Origin of the sequence: Grimontia marina (assembly GCF_900060185.1) — a bacterium.
Taxonomy (GTDB): domain Bacteria; phylum Pseudomonadota; class Gammaproteobacteria; order Enterobacterales; family Vibrionaceae; genus Enterovibrio; species Enterovibrio marinus.
Genome location: NZ_FIZY01000039.1, coordinates 12,234 through 32,594, shown reverse-complemented (window position 1 = coordinate 32,594; position 20,361 = coordinate 12,234). Strand labels below are relative to the sequence as shown.

Annotated in this window: 21 protein-coding genes and 1 pseudogene; 8 read left to right on the top strand and 14 right to left on the bottom strand. The window is 48.1% G+C overall.

Annotated features, from left to right (window positions below):
* Nucleotides 1-190: 190 nt before the first annotated feature.
* Nucleotides 191-430, top strand: coding sequence for a hypothetical protein (locus tag GMA8713_RS17970; RefSeq protein ID WP_198159539.1), 240 nt, complete (start codon nucleotides 191-193; stop codon nucleotides 428-430).
* A 64-nt stretch (nucleotides 431-494) separates the two neighbouring features.
* Here GMA8713_RS17970 and GMA8713_RS17965 read toward each other — a convergent pair whose 3' ends face one another.
* The 8 genes from GMA8713_RS17965 to GMA8713_RS17930 form a co-directional block, all read right to left on the bottom strand.
* Nucleotides 495-1,043 carry a hypothetical protein gene (locus GMA8713_RS17965; protein WP_062712836.1) on the bottom strand — a complete coding sequence of 183 codons (549 nt, stop codon included), beginning with the start codon at nucleotides 1,041-1,043 and terminating at the stop codon, nucleotides 495-497.
* Between the two features lie 220 nt (nucleotides 1,044-1,263).
* Nucleotides 1,264-2,448, bottom strand: coding sequence for a tetratricopeptide repeat protein (locus tag GMA8713_RS17960; protein ID WP_062712834.1), 1,185 nt, complete (start codon nucleotides 2,446-2,448; stop codon nucleotides 1,264-1,266).
* Entirely contained in the window at nucleotides 2,445-3,104 is a 660-nt protein-coding gene (locus GMA8713_RS17955; protein ID WP_062712832.1) for an energy transducer TonB, read from the bottom strand. The genes GMA8713_RS17960 and GMA8713_RS17955 overlap by 4 nt, the downstream gene beginning before the upstream one ends.
* On the bottom strand, nucleotides 3,104-3,508 hold the full coding sequence (locus tag GMA8713_RS17950; protein WP_062712830.1) for an ExbD/TolR family protein: 405 nt from the start codon (nucleotides 3,506-3,508) through the stop codon (nucleotides 3,104-3,106). Before GMA8713_RS17950 ends, GMA8713_RS17955 begins: the two co-directional genes overlap by 1 nt.
* Nucleotides 3,505-4,056, bottom strand: a complete 552-nt coding sequence (locus GMA8713_RS17945; RefSeq protein ID WP_062712829.1) for a MotA/TolQ/ExbB proton channel family protein — start codon at nucleotides 4,054-4,056, stop codon at nucleotides 3,505-3,507. Before GMA8713_RS17945 ends, GMA8713_RS17950 begins: the two co-directional genes overlap by 4 nt.
* A complete protein-coding gene (locus GMA8713_RS17940) occupies nucleotides 4,053-5,387 on the bottom strand; it encodes a MotA/TolQ/ExbB proton channel family protein (RefSeq protein WP_062712827.1) in 1,335 nt (444 codons plus the stop codon). The genes GMA8713_RS17945 and GMA8713_RS17940 overlap by 4 nt, the downstream gene beginning before the upstream one ends.
* Nucleotides 5,384-6,154, bottom strand: a complete 771-nt coding sequence (locus GMA8713_RS17935; RefSeq protein ID WP_062712825.1) for a DUF3450 domain-containing protein — start codon at nucleotides 6,152-6,154, stop codon at nucleotides 5,384-5,386. Before GMA8713_RS17935 ends, GMA8713_RS17940 begins: the two co-directional genes overlap by 4 nt.
* A gap of 127 nt (nucleotides 6,155-6,281) precedes the next feature.
* Nucleotides 6,282-6,665 (bottom strand): hypothetical protein, encoded by a 384-nt coding sequence (locus GMA8713_RS17930; RefSeq protein ID WP_062712823.1) that lies wholly within the window; start codon nucleotides 6,663-6,665, stop codon nucleotides 6,282-6,284.
* A gap of 251 nt (nucleotides 6,666-6,916) precedes the next feature.
* On the opposite strand from GMA8713_RS17930, the gene GMA8713_RS17925 reads away from it, so the two are divergent.
* From GMA8713_RS17925 to GMA8713_RS17900, 6 genes and pseudogenes are all read left to right on the top strand, one after another.
* Complete coding sequence (locus tag GMA8713_RS17925; protein ID WP_198159538.1) at nucleotides 6,917-7,246, top strand: hypothetical protein; 330 nt, start codon at nucleotides 6,917-6,919, stop codon at nucleotides 7,244-7,246.
* Between the two features lie 117 nt (nucleotides 7,247-7,363).
* Nucleotides 7,364-7,573: pseudogene (locus GMA8713_RS17920) on the top strand (VF530 family protein); the annotation flags it as partial.
* A gap of 249 nt (nucleotides 7,574-7,822) precedes the next feature.
* The gene (locus tag GMA8713_RS17915) at nucleotides 7,823-8,704 is read left to right on the top strand and encodes a sterol desaturase family protein (RefSeq protein ID WP_062712819.1); all 882 of its coding nucleotides are present in this window, start codon (nucleotides 7,823-7,825) and stop codon (nucleotides 8,702-8,704) included.
* 147 nt (nucleotides 8,705-8,851) lie between these two features.
* On the top strand, nucleotides 8,852-10,126 hold the full coding sequence (locus GMA8713_RS17910; RefSeq protein ID WP_062712817.1) for an amino acid deaminase: 1,275 nt from the start codon (nucleotides 8,852-8,854) through the stop codon (nucleotides 10,124-10,126).
* A gap of 207 nt (nucleotides 10,127-10,333) precedes the next feature.
* Entirely contained in the window at nucleotides 10,334-11,647 is a 1,314-nt protein-coding gene (locus tag GMA8713_RS17905; protein WP_062712815.1) for a molybdopterin-dependent oxidoreductase, read from the top strand.
* Nucleotides 11,648-11,651: 4 nt separating this feature from the next.
* The gene (locus tag GMA8713_RS17900) at nucleotides 11,652-12,311 is read left to right on the top strand and encodes a c-type cytochrome (protein WP_084387772.1); all 660 of its coding nucleotides are present in this window, start codon (nucleotides 11,652-11,654) and stop codon (nucleotides 12,309-12,311) included.
* A gap of 457 nt (nucleotides 12,312-12,768) precedes the next feature.
* Here GMA8713_RS17900 and fusA read toward each other — a convergent pair whose 3' ends face one another.
* Nucleotides 12,769-14,856 carry an elongation factor G gene (gene fusA, locus GMA8713_RS17895; RefSeq protein ID WP_046304203.1) on the bottom strand — a complete coding sequence of 696 codons (2,088 nt, stop codon included), beginning with the start codon at nucleotides 14,854-14,856 and terminating at the stop codon, nucleotides 12,769-12,771.
* A 467-nt stretch (nucleotides 14,857-15,323) separates the two neighbouring features.
* Here fusA and GMA8713_RS17890 point away from each other — a divergent pair, with 467 nt between their 5' ends.
* Complete coding sequence (locus GMA8713_RS17890) at nucleotides 15,324-16,394, top strand: acyltransferase (protein ID WP_062712813.1); 1,071 nt, start codon at nucleotides 15,324-15,326, stop codon at nucleotides 16,392-16,394.
* A 25-nt stretch (nucleotides 16,395-16,419) separates the two neighbouring features.
* Here the strand turns inward: GMA8713_RS17890 and GMA8713_RS17885 are convergent, their stop codons facing one another.
* From GMA8713_RS17885 to GMA8713_RS17870, 5 genes are all read right to left on the bottom strand, one after another.
* On the bottom strand, nucleotides 16,420-16,695 hold the full coding sequence (locus GMA8713_RS17885) for a DUF3081 domain-containing protein (protein ID WP_062712811.1): 276 nt from the start codon (nucleotides 16,693-16,695) through the stop codon (nucleotides 16,420-16,422).
* A gap of 155 nt (nucleotides 16,696-16,850) precedes the next feature.
* Entirely contained in the window at nucleotides 16,851-17,630 is a 780-nt protein-coding gene (locus GMA8713_RS17880; protein ID WP_084387771.1) for a FadR/GntR family transcriptional regulator, read from the bottom strand.
* Nucleotides 17,602-18,555, bottom strand: coding sequence for an ABC transporter ATP-binding protein (locus GMA8713_RS17875; RefSeq protein WP_062712809.1), 954 nt, complete (start codon nucleotides 18,553-18,555; stop codon nucleotides 17,602-17,604). Before GMA8713_RS17875 ends, GMA8713_RS17880 begins: the two co-directional genes overlap by 29 nt.
* Nucleotides 18,552-18,872 (bottom strand): oligopeptide/dipeptide ABC transporter ATP-binding protein, encoded by a 321-nt coding sequence (locus tag GMA8713_RS27775; RefSeq protein WP_198159537.1) that lies wholly within the window; start codon nucleotides 18,870-18,872, stop codon nucleotides 18,552-18,554. Before GMA8713_RS27775 ends, GMA8713_RS17875 begins: the two co-directional genes overlap by 4 nt.
* Nucleotides 18,842-20,356: a dipeptide/oligopeptide/nickel ABC transporter permease/ATP-binding protein gene (locus tag GMA8713_RS17870; RefSeq protein WP_198159536.1), complete on the bottom strand. Its 1,515-nt coding sequence runs from the start codon at nucleotides 20,354-20,356 to the stop codon at nucleotides 18,842-18,844. Before GMA8713_RS17870 ends, GMA8713_RS27775 begins: the two co-directional genes overlap by 31 nt.
* Between the last annotated feature and the right edge of the window lie 5 nt (nucleotides 20,357-20,361).

Sequence of the window (20,361 nt, the reverse complement as noted above, 5' to 3'; positions counted from 1 at the left end):
GGAATCAGAACCTGAACCTCCTTATTTCTGCCCTTAGCTCGAAGAGTGTGACACTGTCACCTTTTGGGCTTTTTTTATGCAGTTCTCTCAAGTGAATGCATATACCAGCACTTATACTGAAAGAACTTTGACGACCTCAACTTTTATGTCTACTTTATTAAACATATGTAACAATAAAGGAGCAAAGAACATGAAAGGAACGTACAATAATATCAGTTACATAGTGAAGGTTAACGAAAGGGAAGATCTGGGAGGGTTTGCTGCCTCATTTTCTTTTACCTCCTCTACAAATCAGGGCGCAGAAGAGTCTAAAGCCTATGAGCTAATGAACTCAGACAAATCGCTGTCGATTTTCAAAAGTCAGGAAGATGCTACTCATGCCGCTGAACGATGTGCAATGGTATGCATTGATGATGGATTTATCGGATAAGCCAGATATATCAATAATATAAAAAGGCATCTCTATGAGATGCCTTTCTTACATTTCTATCAGTTTATGCCGCTTCCGCGGTTTCAAGCTTCTGCGATTTATCAAACATCAGCTTGTAACTCATGATGCCGATTACCAGTGCTTTGATAATCATCATCTGAGGATTGCCATAGTATGCGGCCATTCCGATGAAACCTGACAGCAACATCAACTTGCGGTAGTTGGTTAGCGTAGTCATGTAGAGCGCCAAAAGGATGATACCTAAGTCAGCAAACTGCAGCGCTACTGGTAATGTTGGATCGGCAATGAAAGCTGTTACCGCCACATAGGCGATATAGATAATGCCCGCTGCCATCACGCCACCCAACGCAAGAATCACTGATTTTGACGCGTTGGTGAAGTCTTTCACATAACGGTATGTATTCAAAGACGCTACCGACAGGTTCAGGATAACTTTCGGCCACCAGCCCATAAGGAATGCCCACAGCGTGTCATTTGCTGCGGAGCCAAATGCAGCAAAACGGGTGAATTTCATGCTGTTGAAAATCGTGATACCAATATAAAAAGCAACAGAGGTCCATCCTAGGATTTCTGTGATGAGATCTAACGTCATTCAGGGTACTTCTCTTACAGGTGAGCGTGATTCACTCAAAGGTGTGTTTTCCATAACCGACAGCCATACACTGCCGAATCTTTAACCACCTAATAACGTGGTTGCAGACGGTTATCAGGGCAGATCCTGATAATAAAGTGATATTGATGTACTAATCAATGAGTATTTTGGGTATTTATGAGGCGAAAATTTACAGGCTTGATGCTTTTGCGCATCAAGGCTAAGGGGTCTTCTGGGTAAGATACTGAATCCACGACTGACTTTGATCCGACGGTTTCAGCTCATTAGCCCTTTTAGCATGGAGAAGCGCTTTATCGAACTCGTTAAGTTTGTCATAAGCTAACGCACGGGCAAGTTCAACGTCAGGCACTTTTTCCGGATTGTTAACCCTCTCAAGTAGCGATAGCGCTTTTTGGTATTGACCATGTTGAAGTGAAAGTTGTGCAGCAACCCAATAGTATTTAGGCGCGTCAGAAGCAGCGCGTTCCCAAGCAACAATGGCCTTGTCCCATTCTTTGGCATGCTGCCAATAGGACGCCTCCATCACCAAGCCTGTCGTGTCTGCCTCACCTTGATTCACTTCCGCCATTACCGCTGCAGCTTTTTCCGGTACGCCCTGTTGTTGGTATAACTGAGCCATCATCACCTTCTCAGAATCAGACAGCGTTATACCTTTGCGTTTAGCCAGCACCAGAGTATTGAGCATCTGCTTTTTGTCGTTCAAGCGTTGGTAGCTGCCCACCAGCTGTATCCACCAGGTTTTCTTACGCGGTTCAATCGCGATCAATCGCTTCAGCGTACGGGTCGACCCTTTCCAGTGTTTAAGCTTCAGTTGCGAACCCAATTTCAACGACAAAGAAGAGGGCTTAGCAGATGCTAGCTTCAAGTGGGCATTGATACCTTTAAGCGCTTTACTGTACTGTTCATCCTGATAATGGGCCTGAGCAATTCGCAGCCAAATTTCACCGCGATCTTTCTGGCGCAGTTCTTTCGATGTTGAAAGCGGATAATAAAGCCGTAACGCATCCTGATAACGCGATTGGGTCATTAGCAAATCTGCAAGCATTCGCTCTGAAGCACGCTGTGCCTCTTCGTCCAATACTTTGCTGTTTACCGATGCATACAAAGCGTTGATAGCTTTAAGCGGTTGCTCTTTTTGCCAGTAAACCACGCCTAGCATACGGTTCACGAAAGCTTTGTCGTACTCCGTAGGTGTGCCAACACTTTCCAGCACTACCGCAGCTTCTTTCCACTGCTCTTCAGCTTGGAATTCAAGTGATTTTTGCACTTGTCTTGCGGTCATGGCAGATAGCTGAGCTGCTTGCACATAAGGCAAAGACAAAACACTCATTAGCAAAACAAGCACCGAACAACGGTTGATTATCTGTTGGATGAGACGCTTCATTTTGTCAGAACAAACTCCAGCTTTTGTGATTGGCCTGGCTGCGATACCGCTTTACCATCGATAAGCAATGGAGTGTATTTCCATTTTTTAATAGCTGTTATCGCCTCTCTGTCAAAGATCCGCTTTGGCGAAGCTTCTATGATCTTTATGCCTGAAGGTCGGCCCTCTTCATTAATTGTAAAGCTCACTACCACATACCCTTCGATACCGCGCCGCAGGGCTTTAGCCGGGTAACTGGGCTGAATACGCACCAGAGGGATAGCAGCCTGATTACCCTGTCCAAATGAAGGGGTCAGATCTCCCGCTGCGGGAGCGGGTGCAGCTTTAATGGCCGGCATATTGATGCTCATACCATCCACCTGCATATCCATAGTAATATCCGGCATCACAGGCTGTATAGACGGTGTGGTTGCTGCTGCAGTCGGCGCGCTCATTTGCATGCTTGGCGGCGGAGGTGGAACGTCAGGCTTCGGCGGTGCAACGCGGTCACGGCGTTCTATCTCGCTTTCAGGCTCACTCATGAATACATCAAAGGCAAATGGCAGGCCTTCGTCTTTTAGTGAGCCGGCAGGAGCCGCAACCATGGTAGCCATTAGAGCAAAAAGACCAAAAGCACTCAGCAGCCCCATCGGCAGTGCCAATAGCATTCGCAGCATTAGGGTTTCTCCGCTGCCAACGCAATCTTGACGATGCCAGCGCCCTTCGCTGCATCGATCACTTTCACGACCGTTCCACTGTAGGCATGCTCATCGGCCTGTATGACCAGCGATGCTTCGGGCTGTTCGCTGACTAAACGGGTCAGCGTGGCTTCGATACGCTCTTCATCAACCCTTGTTTTGTCGATGTAGATGTCATTGTTTGCCGTTACTGCCACATAGATACCAACGCTCTTTTGTGCGGTGGCATTGCTTGCAGTAGGACGGTTCACATCCACCCCTGATTCACGGACAAAGGTGCTGGTAACGATAAAAAAGATCAGCATGATGAAGACGATATCGAGCATCGAAGTCAGATCGATTTGAGCATCTTCACGCTGTTTTTGGTGACGTTGAAATCTCATGCCTGACTCCTTAGTGCCTGAGCCAATGATGCCTCACGGCGCTCACAGGTTTTCTGGAGTCTGGCATGGGCAAACAGCCCTGCCAACGCAATCACCATACCTGCCATGGTTGGCAGAGTCGCCAGTGAAATACCCGCCGCCATTGAGCGGGGCTCACCCGCCCCTTTCAGCGCCATCAAGTCAAACACCGAAATCATCCCTGTCACTGTTCCAAGCAGACCGAGCATTGGGCAAATCGCTACCAAAGCTTTCAGGAAATTGAGATTACGATAGAGCTGGGTACGCGCTTCAAACAACCAACTTTCACGCATAGACCGCGACACCCATGAGGTTTTGTCTTCCCTTGATTGCCATTTCGCAATAGTTTGCTTTTTCAGGCCCGGAAAGGCGGTAATGAGAAACAGTAAACGTTCAAACACCAACAACCAGCTCAGGGCAGCGACTATGGCTAACCCCCAAAGTACAGGGCCGCCTTGCGTCAAAAAATCGCTAAGAGAGAGCCACCAATCATTCATACCGGGCAACTCCAGAACAGTCACTTCTGTCATGCCAGCTTCACTATTGGTTGAACGGTATTTGAGGCTTCAGACTGCTCTGCCACTAAGCTGACTCCGACTTTCTCAAGCGTGCCGCGCAGTGTATCTGCCTGCGTGCTGAGAATATTGTGAGCAAGCAGCAGCGGGATAGCCGCCACCAGACCCAGTACTGTGGTCACCAAAGCCATGGAGATACCCCCAGCCATGATAGTAGGATCGCCATTACCGTATTGGGTAATCACCTGGAAGGTTTCGATCATGCCTGTCACTGTGCCAAGAAGTCCAAGCATCGGCGCCAGAGCGGCCAGCAGTTTGAGCATCGATAAGCCTTTCTCAAAATGCTGTTGCTCATCCATGATGGCTTCCATCAGACGAAGCTCCAGCGTGTCGAGTGAGCGATCTGGCTCGTTTCGGTACACATTAAGAATACGGCCTAGCGGGTTGTTCCCTGGCTGCATTGGCGTTTTGATTTGTTTGGCGATGGCAAGACGCGCACGGAACATGCTGAAGCCACGCACCAGAGCGATGATAAGCCCGACCGCCAACAGTGCTGCAATTATTTTCCCTACGACACCACCTTGCTCAAATCTGTCTACCAATGACGGTGTATTTGCCAGTTGTTTGACTATAGTGCCACGGGTTGGATCCATCAGCGCAAGGTCTCCAGTTGGTAGTGAAGAAATCGACGCGCTGTTCAGTCCTCCATCGACAACTGGAAGCTCATTAGCTTGCTGGCGGGTACTGTCCCATTCCAGGTAACCGTCATTGTTAACTAGGCCAATGTTGCCGAGACGCAGCACTTCCTGAGGTGTCACCACGCCGCTACTGTCACGCACATTCACAGTTTCAGACCCAATTTCACCACTGTTTTTAAGCTCTTGCAGCATGCCTTTCCAGAATGCCGTTAACGTTGGCAAAGAAGGTAAGGATTTCGCATCGGAGATAGCATGCAGAGCATTATCCATACCATTTTGGTTGATGGTTGCGGGTGCGTTATAACGTTCGGCATTCACTTCCCGACCCGTCTGACGTACCACACCAAACACTTCACCTAGACTACCGGTTTCCAATCTCAGTGTTTCTTCCAGCGCAGCCAACGTTTCTTCATTGGAACTGAATGCTGCACTTAGCTGCTCCGTTTCTGTTTCCAATGCCACTTGTTGAGCCTTAAGCTCAGCAAGTTTGGCTTTAAACGTTCGCTCAGTCGCACTGAATCCAGATTCGCGGACGACATTATGCTGTTGTGATTCTGCTTGAGCCGTTTTGGTTTCACTCACCAAATCCGCAGTGACGGGCGCACTAAGCAGCATGGCGCTAAGGGCAAATACAGAGAATCTTTTCATTGCGCCGCTCCTTTCGCCACAGAAATAGAAAGCGGTAACGCCATCAGTGTTGGCGGTTGCTTCTTATTGGCAACATCGAAAGCTTGCTGAATAGCTTCATAGGCACGTTTATCGACCGGCAGCCATTTCGCTGTCGACTGGTCATAAAACCAGAACGCGTCACCATTTAGGCTTCTCGCCACCAAAGACAGACGACCAAGGTGGAGAACGTCGACTTCTCTGTCGACACCATCCAGAGACAGAGTATCCTGATAAGTGCCGAGCTTAGCGCCGTAATCAAGCTCGATTTGGTAAGCTTCAAGGATGCGGCGGAATTTTTCCGCATCTGCCACATCAGCGCGTGTCATCAAAGTCTTCAGGCCATCGACACGGCTTTGACGCTGCTCAGGCTTAATAGGCAAGTCCTGACTAACCCAGACCTCAAGATCATCAATCATGCGGTACATCAGCGGTACAATGCCCTGACGTGTTTGGGCAATATCCGTCAATTGCTGGCTCAGACTCGCCTGTTCCTGCTCCTGATTCTCTACCAATGATTTGAGATGATTACGATAAAGCGTGAGGTTTTCGATTTCGCGTTGCAGCTTTTCGATTTCCGCTTTGGTGAATTGGGCTTGTTCGTCGCTAACATCGATACGTTGTTGCGATACCGCTGCAGCTTCTACCGTTTGGGTTTCAATAGCAGCCGCTTTATCAAGTTCGGTCGCTTGCGCGAATAAAGGCAGGCTTAACAGGGTTGCAGCGCCGAAGCGCTTTACAGCATTCATGAAGTTGTGTCTCTCTGGGTGTAAAGCATAGTGTAAAACAGCACACACTTTTCAAGATTAGCACGGCGGACTTTGATTTTAATCCACCCAACGCGCAGTGTCAGAACTATGTATGTCGAACCAAACCTTATCTGGCGTCAATACGCTGAGGCATTGCATTGTCATAGGTGGTTTTGGCGATTTCCCACAATTTGTTGCGAGGCATTGAAGCACTCACTAACCCATTAACACCCACATAGTGCAGATAATGTGATTCATCTTCAGAGCTGGCCTGCGGGAGCATAACAACTACAGGTAAAGTCGTTGACTGGCGCAGCCTTTTAACATCGGTCACACAAGGCAACGCGCCTTCTCCTGCCAGCAGGACCATATCAAACCTACTTTGGCTTAAAGCACGCTCCGCCTGTTTAACGTGTAGCACCCTAGTGACCTTGCAACCATGCTCAGAGAGCACACTTTTTATCCAGCCACAAGGCGACAATACATTCTCGATAAGCAGTAGTTCACGCATCGCATTCAAAACCACTAATGATATTAATTCTCATTACTATCTCACATCCCTACCGCTAAATACAACTCACTTTCCGTAGGGGAATCCCCCCAATTATTTCGTAATAGAAATAACTTACAGTTTTTAGATCGCGATCTCATATTTCTCTTATTTATAAATTTGAAACTATTGCACATTCGATGCCCAGAAGCGTAGACTCCCCAATTAAAAATAAAGTACTCAAATTCACTTCAGTTGGTATAAATCGCGCTATGTCTAACAACAAACCCTTGTTTATTGCCACCGCCGTCTTGTTGATTGCAATGATTGGCCTGACACTTTTCTCTATCACTTATTCCAGCAAAATCTATGCAATCCAAATCCAAAAACAGCACGAGAAACTGCTAAAAGATCCTGAAGATGCGAAGATAACCGATCTGATCGGTCTCGCTGATATCTGTGAAGATGTTCGTTTCAGTAGTACCCTTTCCCTGTACATGAATGACGAAAACACCTTCAGTATTCAACGTGCATGTGAGGATATAAAAACCCGTCTTCGCATGAACCAACTCAGCGACCAAAGCCTTTCAATGCGTCGCTAATTTCGCCCCGCTCAAACATGAAAATTTAGACAGGAGTTTTTGAACTCCTGTTTTTCATTGAATAGCCCCATTCATTGTGGCACATTCCCCGCAGACATCCCCTAATCAAGCAATATTATGAACCATCAACCTAACAATCCACTTCATGGCGTTAAACTAGAACAAATCATCAATAAGCTAGTGGAGCATTATGGTTGGCAGGCTCTTGGCAACGAAATCGCCATCAACTGCTTCCGAAGCGATCCTTCGGTTAAATCCAGCCTGAAGTTCCTACGCAAAACACCATGGGCGCGTGAAAAAGTCGAGCAGCTATATGTCGACACTTTCTTCGGTGAGAACCAAGCTGATAAAGCCGATCCTTGGGCCTCTGCGCTCAAGAAAATCGATAAAGAGTCATAGCCCCTCAACTCTCCAGAAACACCTTGGTCATTTTGTCACCTACATTCAGCTGATGTATGGTTGGAGTAACTGGCCAGACCATTGGTTCGGCTTAAATACCCAAACAACCTGAATATGCAGGATTCAAGTGTCTACAGGTTGTTTAGAGATATCTCATCCACTGGTTAAGGAAATGACATGGATATTGGCTGGGAGTCGCTTACACTGCTGTTCTTTTCCCCCATTTTTCTGCTCTGTATGATTGTTGAATTCAGGATCCTGAAACGGCAAGGGGACAAGGACTATTCACTTAAAGAGCTGATTTGTAACTTTAGCCTTGCAGGTCTTCATCAAGGCGCAGATGTTATCGCTACGCTGCTGTTAATGCCTTTCTTCCTATGGCTATTCCAGTTCCGCCTATTCGATATTGGCCTGACTCCTCTCACCCTGTTTACCGTTGTCATCTTGCAAGATTTCTTTTACTACTGGTTTCATCGTGCATCCCATCATATTCACTGGCTTTGGGTATCACATATCGCACACCACAGTTCTGAACGCATGAACTTTACCACCGCTTTCCGTCAAAGCCTGACATACCCGATTTCCGGCATGTGGCTGTTCTGGACGCCTTTGATCTTGATCGGTTTCCCACCTAATTTAGTCATTTTGGTCGTTGCGTTAAATCTTGGTTTTCAATTTTTCGTCCACACCCGGGTGGTCAGCAAGCTCGGGTGGATTGAGAAAGTGTTCAACACGCCATCCCACCATCGCGTGCATCATGCGAGAAATCCGGAATACATCGACCGTAACTTTGCAGGCGTTTTGATCATCTGGGACAAAATTTTCGGCACTTTTGTGGAAGAAAGAAAAGACATCGACATTGATTACGGGATCCCAAAGCCCATCAACAGCTGGAATCCCTTTGTCGCGACTTTCCACCAGTGGAAGACCATGCTCAGTCTCGCATTGTCACGGAGTAACATTTCTTTTAAGACACGAATAAGCTATCTATTCGGTGCACCGGAAATAGCAGATAACGCCGAAATCAAAAAAACACCACCAAGTACCAACTATCAATAGACCCTAAAGTACCGATGATGACTTTTGGATTAACGATCACAGCTCTTTACAAAGGAAATTTGCTGTGGTCAGTGACAGATAGAAACCTTGGTATTTTGGATCACCACCCGGGGCGATAGCACACAATGGATGATAGGAGAATAAGGAATGGGTCACTCAGCAGAACAGCCTATTGATAACTTTCAGGCGTCACTCCAAGATAGCTTTCCAATAGGAACCAAGGGTATCTGGGCTGAACATAAAGACAACGGACGTTACAGCCTGATTGAGGAAGAAATTAGCTTACCCACGGCGGTGATTTTGCAAAGCGCCGTAGACCATAATATCCATTGGATGCAAGCGTTCGCTGACAAACATCAGGTTAAACTTTGCCCTCACGGCAAAACATCCATGACACCTTACCTTTTCAAAAAACAGCTTGAGCAAGGCGCATGGGGTATGACTATCGCCACTCCCGCTCAGGCAGAAATTGCAGCTTTAACAGGCGCCAAGCGCATCATCATGGCAAACCAGTTGGTGGGGAAGGCGAATATGGCAGAAGTCATCAGACTGCAATCGAGTTTTGACGTGAAGTTTTATTGCAGTGTTGATTCTGCTTTGAATGTGCAGCAGCTATCCGCTTTCTTTGCCGAACGAGGTCAACAGGTGAACGTCTTTATCGAGCTAGGTGTAGATGGCGGAAGATGTGGTGTTCGGGGCATTGAAGCCGCGACTGATCTCGCACGTCTGATCCATCAATTGCCAGGCACAGCACTCGCGGGCGTGGAAGTTTATGAAGGCGTAATTTCTGGTGATGACACAGAGACACGTGTCCGTCAATTTATTGCAGAAACTGTTGAATTTGCTAGGTCCCTGAAGGATCAGGGACTCATTGATACCAAGGAGGCCATCGTCACAGGAGCTGGCTCGGCTTGGTATGATGTGGTCGCAGAAACCTTCTCGCAGTATACCGATTTACTCCCTGTCATCCGCCCGGGCTGTTACCTCACCCACGATACCGGTATTTACGAAGTGGCACAGAAAAAAGTCATGGCTCGCGCCAAGAAAAATCATGGTATCGCTTGCCATCTCGATGGTGATTTAAAGAATGCTCTGGAGGTTTGGGCATGTGTGGTTTCTACACCAGAACCAGGTAAAGCCTTGATTGGTATGGGTAAACGCGATGCCTCTTATGATGCAGGGCTTCCCATCGCGGAGCGTGGCTTCAGAAATGGGATACCAATCGACGTGACTGGACTCAGCGCTACCGCCGTGATGGATCAGCACACCTTTGTTGATGTTCCAGCAGACTGCGATTTACTGGTAGGTGATGTCATCGCCTTTTCCACGTCTCACCCTTGCCTGACTTTCGACAAGTGGCGCTATATCGCGTTAGCTGATGACAATTACATCGTCGAGCACTGGTTGCCCACCCAGTTCTAATCTTTTGAAGTGCTCACTCTGGTGAGCTTTTTTGTCTTTCTGCCGCATCCAACTGCTTTATTTCACCGTCCCTTTTTATTCACACCTCCCTGTTTTATCGGTTCCGAGAGATCCATCTCTAATGGTCCCGACTATTCTTTTTGAAGCACATGTATGACGGATTTGTAGATGTGTAACTAGGATGTTGGCTAAAAGAAGGAACGCAATATGAGTGAAGAAGACAAAAAAGCTCCAAAAGGTATCTACGAGTACTACGAACAAAACCCCAAAACTGCAGATGAAAAAGTGTTTGGAAGGGTTAGCTACCCCGACAGACGGGGCTTTTTGAAAGGTGCAGGTTTAGCCACCATGGCGGCAGTTCTGGGTGGGGCTATTCCCTTTCATCGTAATATGCCTGCAGGCATGATACCGGCTGCTTTTGCAGAAGGCCTTGAAGATGTTCTGATCGAAGGAAAAGATGGGCTGACGGTTTTAAATGACAGACCAATGAATGCGGAAACGCCACCTCATCTTTTGAATGATGATATCACCCCCACCACCCGTCACTTTATCCGTAATAACGGTATTCCTCCGACAGGCGTCGATACCGATAGCTGGACGTTGACTATTGATGGTCTGGTAGACAAGCCAATGACCCTGACCATCGAGGATTTGAAGAACAACTTCGATGTGGTTGAACAGCAACTCGTGGTGGAATGTGGCGGCAATGGCCGCGCTTTCTTTGAGCCTAAAGCTAAAGGCAATCAGTGGACTTATGGCGCCGTTGCGTGCTCAAGTTGGACAGGTGTGAGGCTGGCGGATGTATTGAGAGCCGCAGCTGTTCAGGATGGTGCTGTCTATACCGCTCACTATAGTGCTGACAAACATCTCTCTGGCAAAGAAGGCAAACTTCCTATCTCCCGGGGCTTACCCATTGCAAAAGCCATGGGCGGCGAAAACCTGATCGCCTTTGAGCAAAATGGCGAGCCACTTCACCCAATGAATGGTGCACCACTGCGTCTTGTCGTGCCCGGCTGGCCCGGTTCGTGTTCACAAAAGTGGCTGACACGCATTCAGGTGCGGGATCAGGTTCATGACGGCCCGAAAATGACGGGTAAAGCGTACCGCGTACCCAATCGCCCTGTTGCGCCGGGAGAGAAAGTCGCGAAAGAAGATTTTGTCATTATCGAGCGTATGCCTGTGAAATCCCTCATCACTTCTCCACAAACCAACACCGAAGTCAGTGGTAACGAATTAATAGTGAAAGGTCACGCCTGGTCAGGAGACCGCAAAGTTGACAGCGTACAACTCTCCACAGACTTCGGAGCGACATGGATGGATGCGGATTTATCAGATCCAGCAAATGAAGGCGCATGGCAAACTTTCAATGCTAAGGTACAATTCCCCCAACCCGGCTATTACGAGGTGTGGGCGAAAGCCACTGACGACCAAGGCGTCAGCCAGCCCTTCGCCATCGCATGGAACCCCAAAGGCTATCTGAACAATAGCTTTCACCGTGTTGCGGTTGTCGTGAAGGGGTAAGTGGATGCATGAATTTAACTTCATTGAGCGGTTTACTCCGCTCTCTTTATCTTTGCTTTTATTCTTCAGTACTGCACTTTCCGCCAATGAAGAACTGATAGCGTCAGGAGAACAGCAAGCTCTGGTTTGCAAAGCCTGTCATCAGGTAGAGCCTGATGGTATTGCGGTTGTTGGCCCGCCCCTATGGGGGCTGGCGGACCGTAACATCGCCTCCTTTGGAGGGTTTAACTACAGCAAAAGCCTCAAACAACATCAAGGACGATGGGACGCAGAAAAGCTTGATGCCTTTTTGAAGTCTCCAGCAACATTCGCTCCGGACACTAATATGGTGTTTCCAGGTGTTGAAGACCCCGGTGCAAGGGCTGCCATCATTGCCTGGCTTGCCAGCAAAAATCCAGTCCGCCCAATCTGGACAACGTCCTCTGCAGGCGCTCCTATTAAGTCTGTTGGGGACGGGATTCTGGAACCGGGGGAAAACATGGAATTGGTTGCTGCAGTGTGTTCAGCCTGTCATTCACTGCATCTCGTCGTCCAGCAAGGTTTAAGCAAAGATAGCTGGGAAGAAACACTGGAATGGATGGTGGATGAACAAGGTATGGACGAGTTAGATCCTGATGAACACGAAGCGGTACTGGTCTACCTTTCCACCCACTATGGCCTTTAAAATCAAAAAGGCAAATGCGCTCAAGCTATCGAGAGGAACTTGAGCGTAACTCTCCGACACTTTGATGGTTTTCTCCAACTTCGATAAGCTCACTTTATCTGTCCGAGAAAGTGAACGACTTAAATGGACTTCAAACCAGAGATCCAGATCCCCTACTATCCACGTTGATAGCTGCAGGCAGCACCAGAAAGCTCGATTTCAAGGGTAGACCAGCCGAAAAACCTGATCTGGGAAGATGATGACGGCAAGGTCTGGCTTGGTTATAAGAACCCCCCGCCTATGCGGTCAAACGCCACAGGCTGGATAAATGTGATTTGGCGGTGAGGAAAGTAGAGAAAGCGTTGGTGACTTAAGTAAAATTGGCCACGCAGCCCACACTTCAGCAATATACCCATTGTCAGAAAAACAAAAACCCCGCAGCAAGCTGCGGGGTTTTCTTTTAGAAAGTCGTTAAGAATTACTTCTTAGCGTTACGCTCTTTAACTTCAGCGATAACTTTCTCAGCAACGTTTGCTGGACATGGTGCGTAGTGTGCGAACTCCATAGAGAACTGACCACGACCTGAAGTCATAGTACGCAGGGTACCGATGTAACCGAACATTTCTGACAGTGGTACATCACCCTTGATGCGAACGCCAGTTGCGCCAGCTTGTTGGTCTTTGATCATACCACGACGACGGTTCAGGTCACCGATTACGTCACCAACGTGATCTTCTGGAGTGAATACGTCAACTTTCATGATTGGCTCAAGAAGCTGTGGACCAGCTTTTGGCATAGATTGACGGAATGCACCTTTCGCTGCGATTTCGAACGCGATTGCTGATGAGTCAACTGCGTGGAAGCCACCGTCGAACAGCTCAACTTCAACGTCCAGCGTTGGGAAGCCAGCCAGAACACCCGTTTCCATCATGCCCGCGAAGCCTTTCTCGATTGCTGGCCAGAATTCCTTAGGAACGTTACCACCAACAACAGTAGAAGTGAAAGTGAAGCCTGAGTTTGGCTCACCTGGCTTGATACGGTAGTCGATCTTACCGAACTGACCAGAACCACCAGACTGCTTCTTGTGAGTGAAGCTGTCTTCAACTGGCTGAGTGATAGTTTCACGGTAAGCAACCTGTGGTTGACCAACGATCAGGTCTACACCGTAAGTACGCTTCAGGATGTCAACTTTGATATCCAGGTGAAGTTCACCCATACCTTTCAGGATGGTTTCGCCAGAATCTTCGTCAGTCTCAACTTGGAATGATGGATCTTCTGCAACCATCTTACCGATCGCGATACCCATTTTCTCAGAACCGCCTTTGTCCTTAGGAGACACAGCGATAGAGATTACTGGAGTTGGGAAGATCATTGGTTCCAGAGTACATTCGTGCTTAACATCACACAGAGTGTGACCAGTTTGAACGTTCTTCATACCAACAACAGCGATGATGTCACCCGCTTGCGCAGAGGTCAGCTCGTTACGCTCGTCTGCTTGCATCTCAACCATACGGCCGATACGCTCAGTTTTACCCGTCGCTGCGTTCAGGATGGTGTCACCCTTCTTCATAACGCCTGAGTAAATACGGATAAAGGTCAGGGCACCGAAACGGTCGTCCATGATTTTGAACGCCAGTGCGCGCAGTGGCTCGTCAGCAGAAACAGTTGCAACTTCACCAGTTGGCTCACCAGTTTCTTTGTCAGTCAGCGGCTGTGGGTCAACTTCTGTTGGAGACGGCAGGTAATCTACAACTGCGTCCAGTACCAACTGCATACCTTTGTTCTTGAATGCAGAACCACAGAAAGTTGGGAAGAATGAACAGTCGCGAGTACCTTTACGCAGGCAGCGCTTGATGTCTTCGATAGAAGGCTCTTCGCCGTCCATGTAAGCCATCATCAGATCATCGTCTTGCTCAACAGCAGTTTCGATCATCATCTCACGGTATTCTTCCATTTGCTCCAGCATATCTTCTGGAACTTCTTTGATTTCGTAGTTTTCTGGCAGACCAGTGTCATCCCAAACGTATGCTTGACGGTTCAGAATGTCTACAACACCTACGAACTCATCTTCACGACCGATTGGCAGAGTCATCACTACTGGGTTTGCACCCAGAACGTTTTTAACTTGCTCAACAACGTTGAAGAAGTCTGCACCCATACGGTCCAGCTTGTTTACAAAGATGATACGTGCAACTTCTGATTCGTTAGCGTAACGCCAGTTGGTTTCTGACTGAGGCTCAACACCGCCAGAACCACAGAAAACACCGATACCGCCATCAAGTACTTTCAGAGAACGGTAAACTTCAACGGTGAAGTCAACGTGTCCCGGAGTATCGATAACGTTGAAGCGGTGGTCTTTCCAGAAACAGCTTACAGCTGCAGACTGGATAGTAATACCACGCTCAGCTTCCTGTTCCATGAAGTCAGTAGTCGATTCACCATCATGAACCTCACCAGTCTTGTGGATTTGACCGGTTAGCTTCAGGATACGCTCGGTAGTAGTGGTTTTACCCGCATCAACGTGCGCGAAAATACCAATGTTTCTGTATTTACTTAGATCTGTCATTGTTCGTCTCTATAAACAATTACTGGCTTATATCAGGGCCGGGAGTATAGCAGGCGTCGTCGCGTAAAGAAACATGTAGAACACAGTGATATCAGATAAGTTATCATTCACTGCTAAACCGACACATTTATGCGCATCTTGGTGCCACTTTCCTCGCTTCTACTGCCCACCTTCAACGTTTCGGCATGCTCAAAACATTCAAACACCCTTCATGAGAAATCGCTTCCCACAGAAATAGGGTCATTCGACTATACAGGTTAGACCCGATTGCTTGATTAGGTTTGGCTTTTCTATGTGGCGATTTACTGATGCTTTTTCAACCAACCATTACAATTTGCAACGCTTTTAATTTCCGCCTTCGCATATTCGAGATTTGCGCCTAAGACTGAGGACAAAAATTACATATAGTTCGCGTTCACTCAGCTTTTCTACTTGTTTGTGCACACAGTGCAATTTGAGGAGACCACATGTCCAACGCCCGTATCCCTTCATTAGAGATGGGTCGTTTATTGGCAATTCTTGCCGTTGTCATTATCCACGCAGGTCCTTTTCGCGGCGAGGCATATAGTGAGGGGGTCAACACGCTTTCAGATGTGATTAACCAAATCTGCCGCTTTGCCGTACCTTTCTTTTTCGTTTTGACGGGCTATTTCGTCCAACCCAAACTAGTTGAGAGCCCAACAAAGACCTTCATGCATTACGCCAAGCCTTTGATGTTGATCTGGCTGGCATGGAGCATTATTTATCTCGTGATGCCTTTCAGACTAGATATCGCGATGACTGAAGGGTACTTGGTAGAACGTGCTGGGTATTGGAACTATTTACTTAAAGCGCCATTCAACACTTTATTTGAGGGTGGCTTGGTGCACCTTTGGTATATCCCTGGGCTACTTTCTGCGCTTGGTATACTTGCTTTGCTGATTAATAAGAACCAGCAAGGTCTTATCATGCCTCTGGCACTGGGTCTGTATGTTTGGGGACTGGGGGCGGGAAGTTACCAACCTGTTATGGAAGGAGAAGCGCCGATCTTCACCCGCAACGGCCCATTCTTCAGTTTATTGATGGTCACTACGGGATTTGAGATGCGACGCCGCAACATAAGCTTCTCAAACAAAGCGGCTTACTCAATGCTGATCGGAGGCTTGGCGCTTTGTTTGGCAGAAGGCTTTAATCTGACCCGTTACGATGTGTGGATGGCGAACCATGACTTTCTGGTTGGCACGCCTCTCGTGGCATTGGGGCTGTTTGCCCTGCTTTTGAACCATCCGAACCTTGGCAATAACCCGGCAACATTTGCATTGAGTAAACGGGTTTTGGGTATCTATGTTGCGCATTTCGTTCCGCTGATCCTGGTATTCAATCTTTTGGGTATGTACAACATCGAAGGACCTTTAAAAGACGCACTTGTAACACCTTTAACTATTGCACAGTCGCTGGGTCTGGTGTGGTTGTTAGAAAAAATGCCAATTACCCGCTTTATGGTGCAGATGACAGGCGACACTACAAAGAGACTGACTTCAGCCGAAACAGCAAAATAAAACAAAGCCCGGTTTTCCGGGCTTTTTAGTGATGATCGTCGACAACCTTATCGGTGACCAAGGCATCCACCTTTTTCAGGAAGCTGTCTCTGAGATGGGCTTGGTCGTATTTCAGATCGTAAGTGTTGTGAAAGCCGATGTGCAACTCGACACCATTTCCTCTCAGGTAAACGTTGTAACCATCGTAATCGGTTGACGCTTCGACACCCTCGTAAATTTTACCGAACTCGGTGTCTTCACCTTTCTCCATGACTACTTCAAAAGCAGCCAACAATTTTGCAGGGTTAAGTTCATTTTTCATCGCCACTCCCTCGCTACTGCCTTGTCCTGACAATAAGAGCAGAGAGGTCTCTCTGCATTAAAAGTATGATTTTTAATACAGAATCATGTCAATTGTGGATCACCAAAGGTTGTTCCATAACGAAATGACATGCGGCAATTGCAAGGTTCTGAGGACTAAGGTGCGTGCAACATAAAGCGCCGTTCCATTTTCGCTTCCTGTCCTTCCATCAGTTTTTTCGCCACTTCCATATGCTCATGCATAATGGCACGGGCATCTTCCGATCGGCCGTCGCGCAAGGCGACAATCAAATCTTTCTGGTGCTTTAACCCCTGCTCCCAAAGTTCATGATTGGGCGGCTCATACAAGCTGCGGTAAACGGTAAGGTCAGTCAGCATTCGCACCATAAAACGGATAATGAACCCCAGCAATTCATTTCCGGCCAGCTCTGCCAAAATGATGTGAAATTGCAGGGAATCGATGTGTTGCTGGCGTTCATCTTCCTTATCCAGAGACGGTTGGGCATATTTTTTAATATTGTCTTCAAGCCTTGCCAGATCGTCTTCAGTCATATTGCCAGCCAACGTGGCTACCAACTCCGGCTCCAACAAACAGCGGAGCTGATGGATGTCTTTGACAGAGAGTTCGTTAAAGAAGAAGTAGTTACTCAGCAAGCTGCTTGCCATCGCTTCAGACACCGCATTGATAAACGCCCCACCCTTTGGACCTGTGCGCGTCACAATGAGACCCTGTGCTTCAAGCACCCGCATGGTTTCGCGGATCGTGCCTTTAGACATGCCAAACAGCTCCATGAGTTTTTGCTCATGGGGCAGTTTATCTCCTGGCTTTAGTCCCTGTTCGACAATCCAGGTTTTAATGGCGTTCGCTACTTTATAGGGACGACGCATTTTCGCAAAAGGAGTTGGGTCATTCGAGCGGGAAGAAGCAGGCGACAAATTCGTTCTCCTTTATTTTTGTTAGCGGTGGTGGAGCGCCGAGGCATTCAGATTGCGCTCTGGGGCAACGACCCGCAAATGCACAACCTTGTGGTGGGTTAAGCGGATCTGGCAATTCCGCGTGCTGTGTAGGTACCTGTAAGGGCCTTCCCACAACCGGAGCGCTGTCCGCTAGTAACCGAGTGTACGGATGTTTTGGGGAATTGAAAATCATTTCAGCAGGCGCAAGTTCGACCAACGAACCAAAGTACATCACAGCGACCCTATCACTCACTGCTTCCACAACAGCAAGGTCGTGGCTGATAAACAGATAGGTCAACGACAGTGATTGTTTTAGCTCAGCCAACAGATTAAGAACCTGAGCTTGAACAGAAACATCCAACGCGGAAACCGGCTCATCCAATACCAGTATTCTGGCGTTGGCAGCGAGCGCTCGGGCAATACCTATACGCTGAGCCTGACCACCAGAAAATGCATGGGGGTAGCGTTCAAGAAACTCTTCTCGAAGTCCAACCTGCGTGAAAATCTCACGAATGCGCGTATTACGGGCAGTTTTATCCATGCCGTGAAGGTAAATCAACGGCACTTCCATCAACTGACGAATAGTTTTTCTCGGGTTGAGGCTACTGATCGGATCCTGGAAAACATACTGAATGCGTTTTCCATTCTCTTCGGGACTGTCAGGTGATAATGCTTCTCCCTCAACCAGTACTTGCCCTTCGGTGGGTGCCGTTAAACCCACCAGCATTCTCGCCAGCGTAGACTTACCGCAACCTGACTCGCCGACGATGCCCAGTGTTTCCCCCTGCTCCACATCCAGACTGATGGTTTGCACTGCTTTCACACCGGGAAGCGCTGAGGCAAACATTGGCTTTTTAAAAAAGTAGGTTTTCTTCAATCCCTGAATTTGCAACGCAGCCGTCATACCAACTTCTCCTCTGGATAATGACACAGCACCATCCGCCCAGATGCCTCATTTCTTGATACTTCGCCCTGCTGACAAGTATCAGCGGCTTTGCTGCACCTTGCTGCAAACGCACACCCTGGAGGCAATTTATCTACTACGGGCGGTAACCCTGGAATGGCTTCCAGTGCCCCTTTGCCGCGCCCAAGTTCAGGCACACAAGCGATAAGCTTTTTGGTGTATGGGTGTGCTGGAGAATCCAGCACAACGTCGGTTGGTCCTGTTTCAACAATCTTTCCGGCATACATCACGGCAACACGGTCACAAAGCTGAGCCACAACACCAAAGTCATGAGTAATAAACAGCACCAACACATTTCTGGTGCGCGAAGCTCATCCAACAGGGCAAGTATCTGTCCTTGAACCGTCACATCCAGTGCTGTGGTGGGTTCATCCGCAATAATAAGCGAGGGATTGTTCACCAGCACCATTGCAATCGCCAGACGCTGGCGCATACCGCCGGAGAGCTCATGGGGGAATGCCTTCATGCGCTCTTCTGCGTTGGGAATTTGTACCACATCCAGCAACGAAATAGCCCGCTCTCTTGCTTCATTTGCTGGCACTTTCTCATGCACCAGTATCGCTTCCATCATCTGCTCTCCCACACGATAGAGCGGATGCAAGGTAGCGAGCGGGTCCTGGAAAATGTAAGCCACATCCTTGCCGCGCCATTCACGCAGCTTTTCATAGCTTGCACCTATCAGGGATTCATCCTTGAAGCGGATATCACCACCACAAATGACCCCCGGGGGAGACGCGACGAGCCCCATGACTGATAACGCTGTCACCGATTTACCGGAACCACTTTCTCCAATTAAACCCAGACATTCGCCAGGCGCAATCTCAAATGACACCTGATTCACCGCTTTGTAAACACGGTGGTTGATATGAAATTGCGTCTCTAATTTATCGACTTTCAGGACGGCTTCATTGGTTTCATCGAAATCAACAGTATTGAACGCATCGCTGACTTTGGTGGCAGGTTGAGGACGGGTCAGCGCGCCTGATTTCAATCTTGGATCTAAAGCATCACGAACACCGTCACCCAAAAGATTAATACTCATCACGATAAGGAAAATCATCACGCCCGGTACCACACTGGCATGGGGATCAGTGATCAGCGAATTTCTCGCCTCACCCAGCATTGAGCCCAAATCTGCCTGCGGTGGTTGGGAGCCCAAACCAAGGAAAGAAAGTCCTGCCGTTTCCAAAATCATCCAGCCGATGGTGGTGGACATAGCAATCACAATCACAGGGACCACATTCGGTACAATCTCAGACCAGATAATACGCAAGTCAGACATGCCACAAAGCTTGGCCGCTTCAACGAACTCACGCTGTGCCAGAGATACGGTCACGCCACGAATGTTCCTTGCAAAAAAAGGAATATTGACCGCCGCGACAGCAATCAGTGCATTCAACAACCCCGGGCCCAACGCCGCAACAATCGCTAATGCCAACAAGATATAAGGGAACGCCATTAATACATCGATACAACGCATAAAAACATTATCGACACGGCCACCGTAATAACCGGCAACAATACCAATCGCTGAGCCAATCAAGGCTGCAGCAAAGCCAACTGCAAGGCTCAGTTGTGTCCCCCAAAGTAATCGGGAGAGTAAATCACGACCAAGGTGATCAGTACCTAACAGGTGTCCATCACTAAGAGGACGTAAAAATCGGTTGGCGGTATCTGTGATAGCAGGATCCTGAAGCCCTAATAGCGGTGTCACTAGAACCAGAAAGACGATAATCGACATCACAA

What these genes read in the sequence shown, in the direction of transcription:
- GMA8713_RS17930 (WP_062712823.1), bottom strand. Translation starts at nt 6,665, where the DNA reads ATGCGTGAACTACTGCTTATCGAGAATGTATTGTCGCCTTGTGGCTGG.
- GMA8713_RS17955 (WP_062712832.1), bottom strand. Translation starts at nt 3,104, where the DNA reads ATGCTGCGAATGCTATTGGCACTGCCGATGGGGCTGCTGAGTGCTTTT.
- GMA8713_RS17945 (WP_062712829.1), bottom strand. Translation starts at nt 4,056, where the DNA reads ATGACAGAAGTGACTGTTCTGGAGTTGCCCGGTATGAATGATTGGTGG.
- GMA8713_RS17875 (WP_062712809.1), bottom strand. Translation starts at nt 18,555, where the DNA reads ATGACGGCTGCGTTGCAAATTCAGGGATTGAAGAAAACCTACTTTTTT.
- GMA8713_RS17870 (WP_198159536.1), bottom strand. Translation starts at nt 20,356, where the DNA reads ATGTCGATTATCGTCTTTCTGGTTCTAGTGACACCGCTATTAGGGCTT.
- fusA (WP_046304203.1), bottom strand. Translation starts at nt 14,856, where the DNA reads ATGACAGATCTAAGTAAATACAGAAACATTGGTATTTTCGCGCACGTT.
- GMA8713_RS17910 (WP_062712817.1), top strand. Translation starts at nt 8,852, where the DNA reads ATGGGTCACTCAGCAGAACAGCCTATTGATAACTTTCAGGCGTCACTC.
- GMA8713_RS17905 (WP_062712815.1), top strand. Translation starts at nt 10,334, where the DNA reads ATGAGTGAAGAAGACAAAAAAGCTCCAAAAGGTATCTACGAGTACTAC.
- GMA8713_RS17890 (WP_062712813.1), top strand. Translation starts at nt 15,324, where the DNA reads ATGTCCAACGCCCGTATCCCTTCATTAGAGATGGGTCGTTTATTGGCA.
- GMA8713_RS17940 (WP_062712827.1), bottom strand. Translation starts at nt 5,387, where the DNA reads ATGAAAAGATTCTCTGTATTTGCCCTTAGCGCCATGCTGCTTAGTGCG.
- GMA8713_RS17900 (WP_084387772.1), top strand. Translation starts at nt 11,652, where the DNA reads ATGCATGAATTTAACTTCATTGAGCGGTTTACTCCGCTCTCTTTATCT.
- GMA8713_RS17885 (WP_062712811.1), bottom strand. Translation starts at nt 16,695, where the DNA reads ATGAAAAATGAACTTAACCCTGCAAAATTGTTGGCTGCTTTTGAAGTA.
- GMA8713_RS17960 (WP_062712834.1), bottom strand. Translation starts at nt 2,448, where the DNA reads ATGAAGCGTCTCATCCAACAGATAATCAACCGTTGTTCGGTGCTTGTT.
- GMA8713_RS17970 (WP_198159539.1), top strand. Translation starts at nt 191, where the DNA reads ATGAAAGGAACGTACAATAATATCAGTTACATAGTGAAGGTTAACGAA.
- GMA8713_RS17965 (WP_062712836.1), bottom strand. Translation starts at nt 1,043, where the DNA reads ATGACGTTAGATCTCATCACAGAAATCCTAGGATGGACCTCTGTTGCT.
- GMA8713_RS17925 (WP_198159538.1), top strand. Translation starts at nt 6,917, where the DNA reads ATGTCTAACAACAAACCCTTGTTTATTGCCACCGCCGTCTTGTTGATT.
- GMA8713_RS17935 (WP_062712825.1), bottom strand. Translation starts at nt 6,154, where the DNA reads ATGAATGCTGTAAAGCGCTTCGGCGCTGCAACCCTGTTAAGCCTGCCT.
- GMA8713_RS17950 (WP_062712830.1), bottom strand. Translation starts at nt 3,508, where the DNA reads ATGAGATTTCAACGTCACCAAAAACAGCGTGAAGATGCTCAAATCGAT.
- GMA8713_RS17915 (WP_062712819.1), top strand. Translation starts at nt 7,823, where the DNA reads ATGGATATTGGCTGGGAGTCGCTTACACTGCTGTTCTTTTCCCCCATT.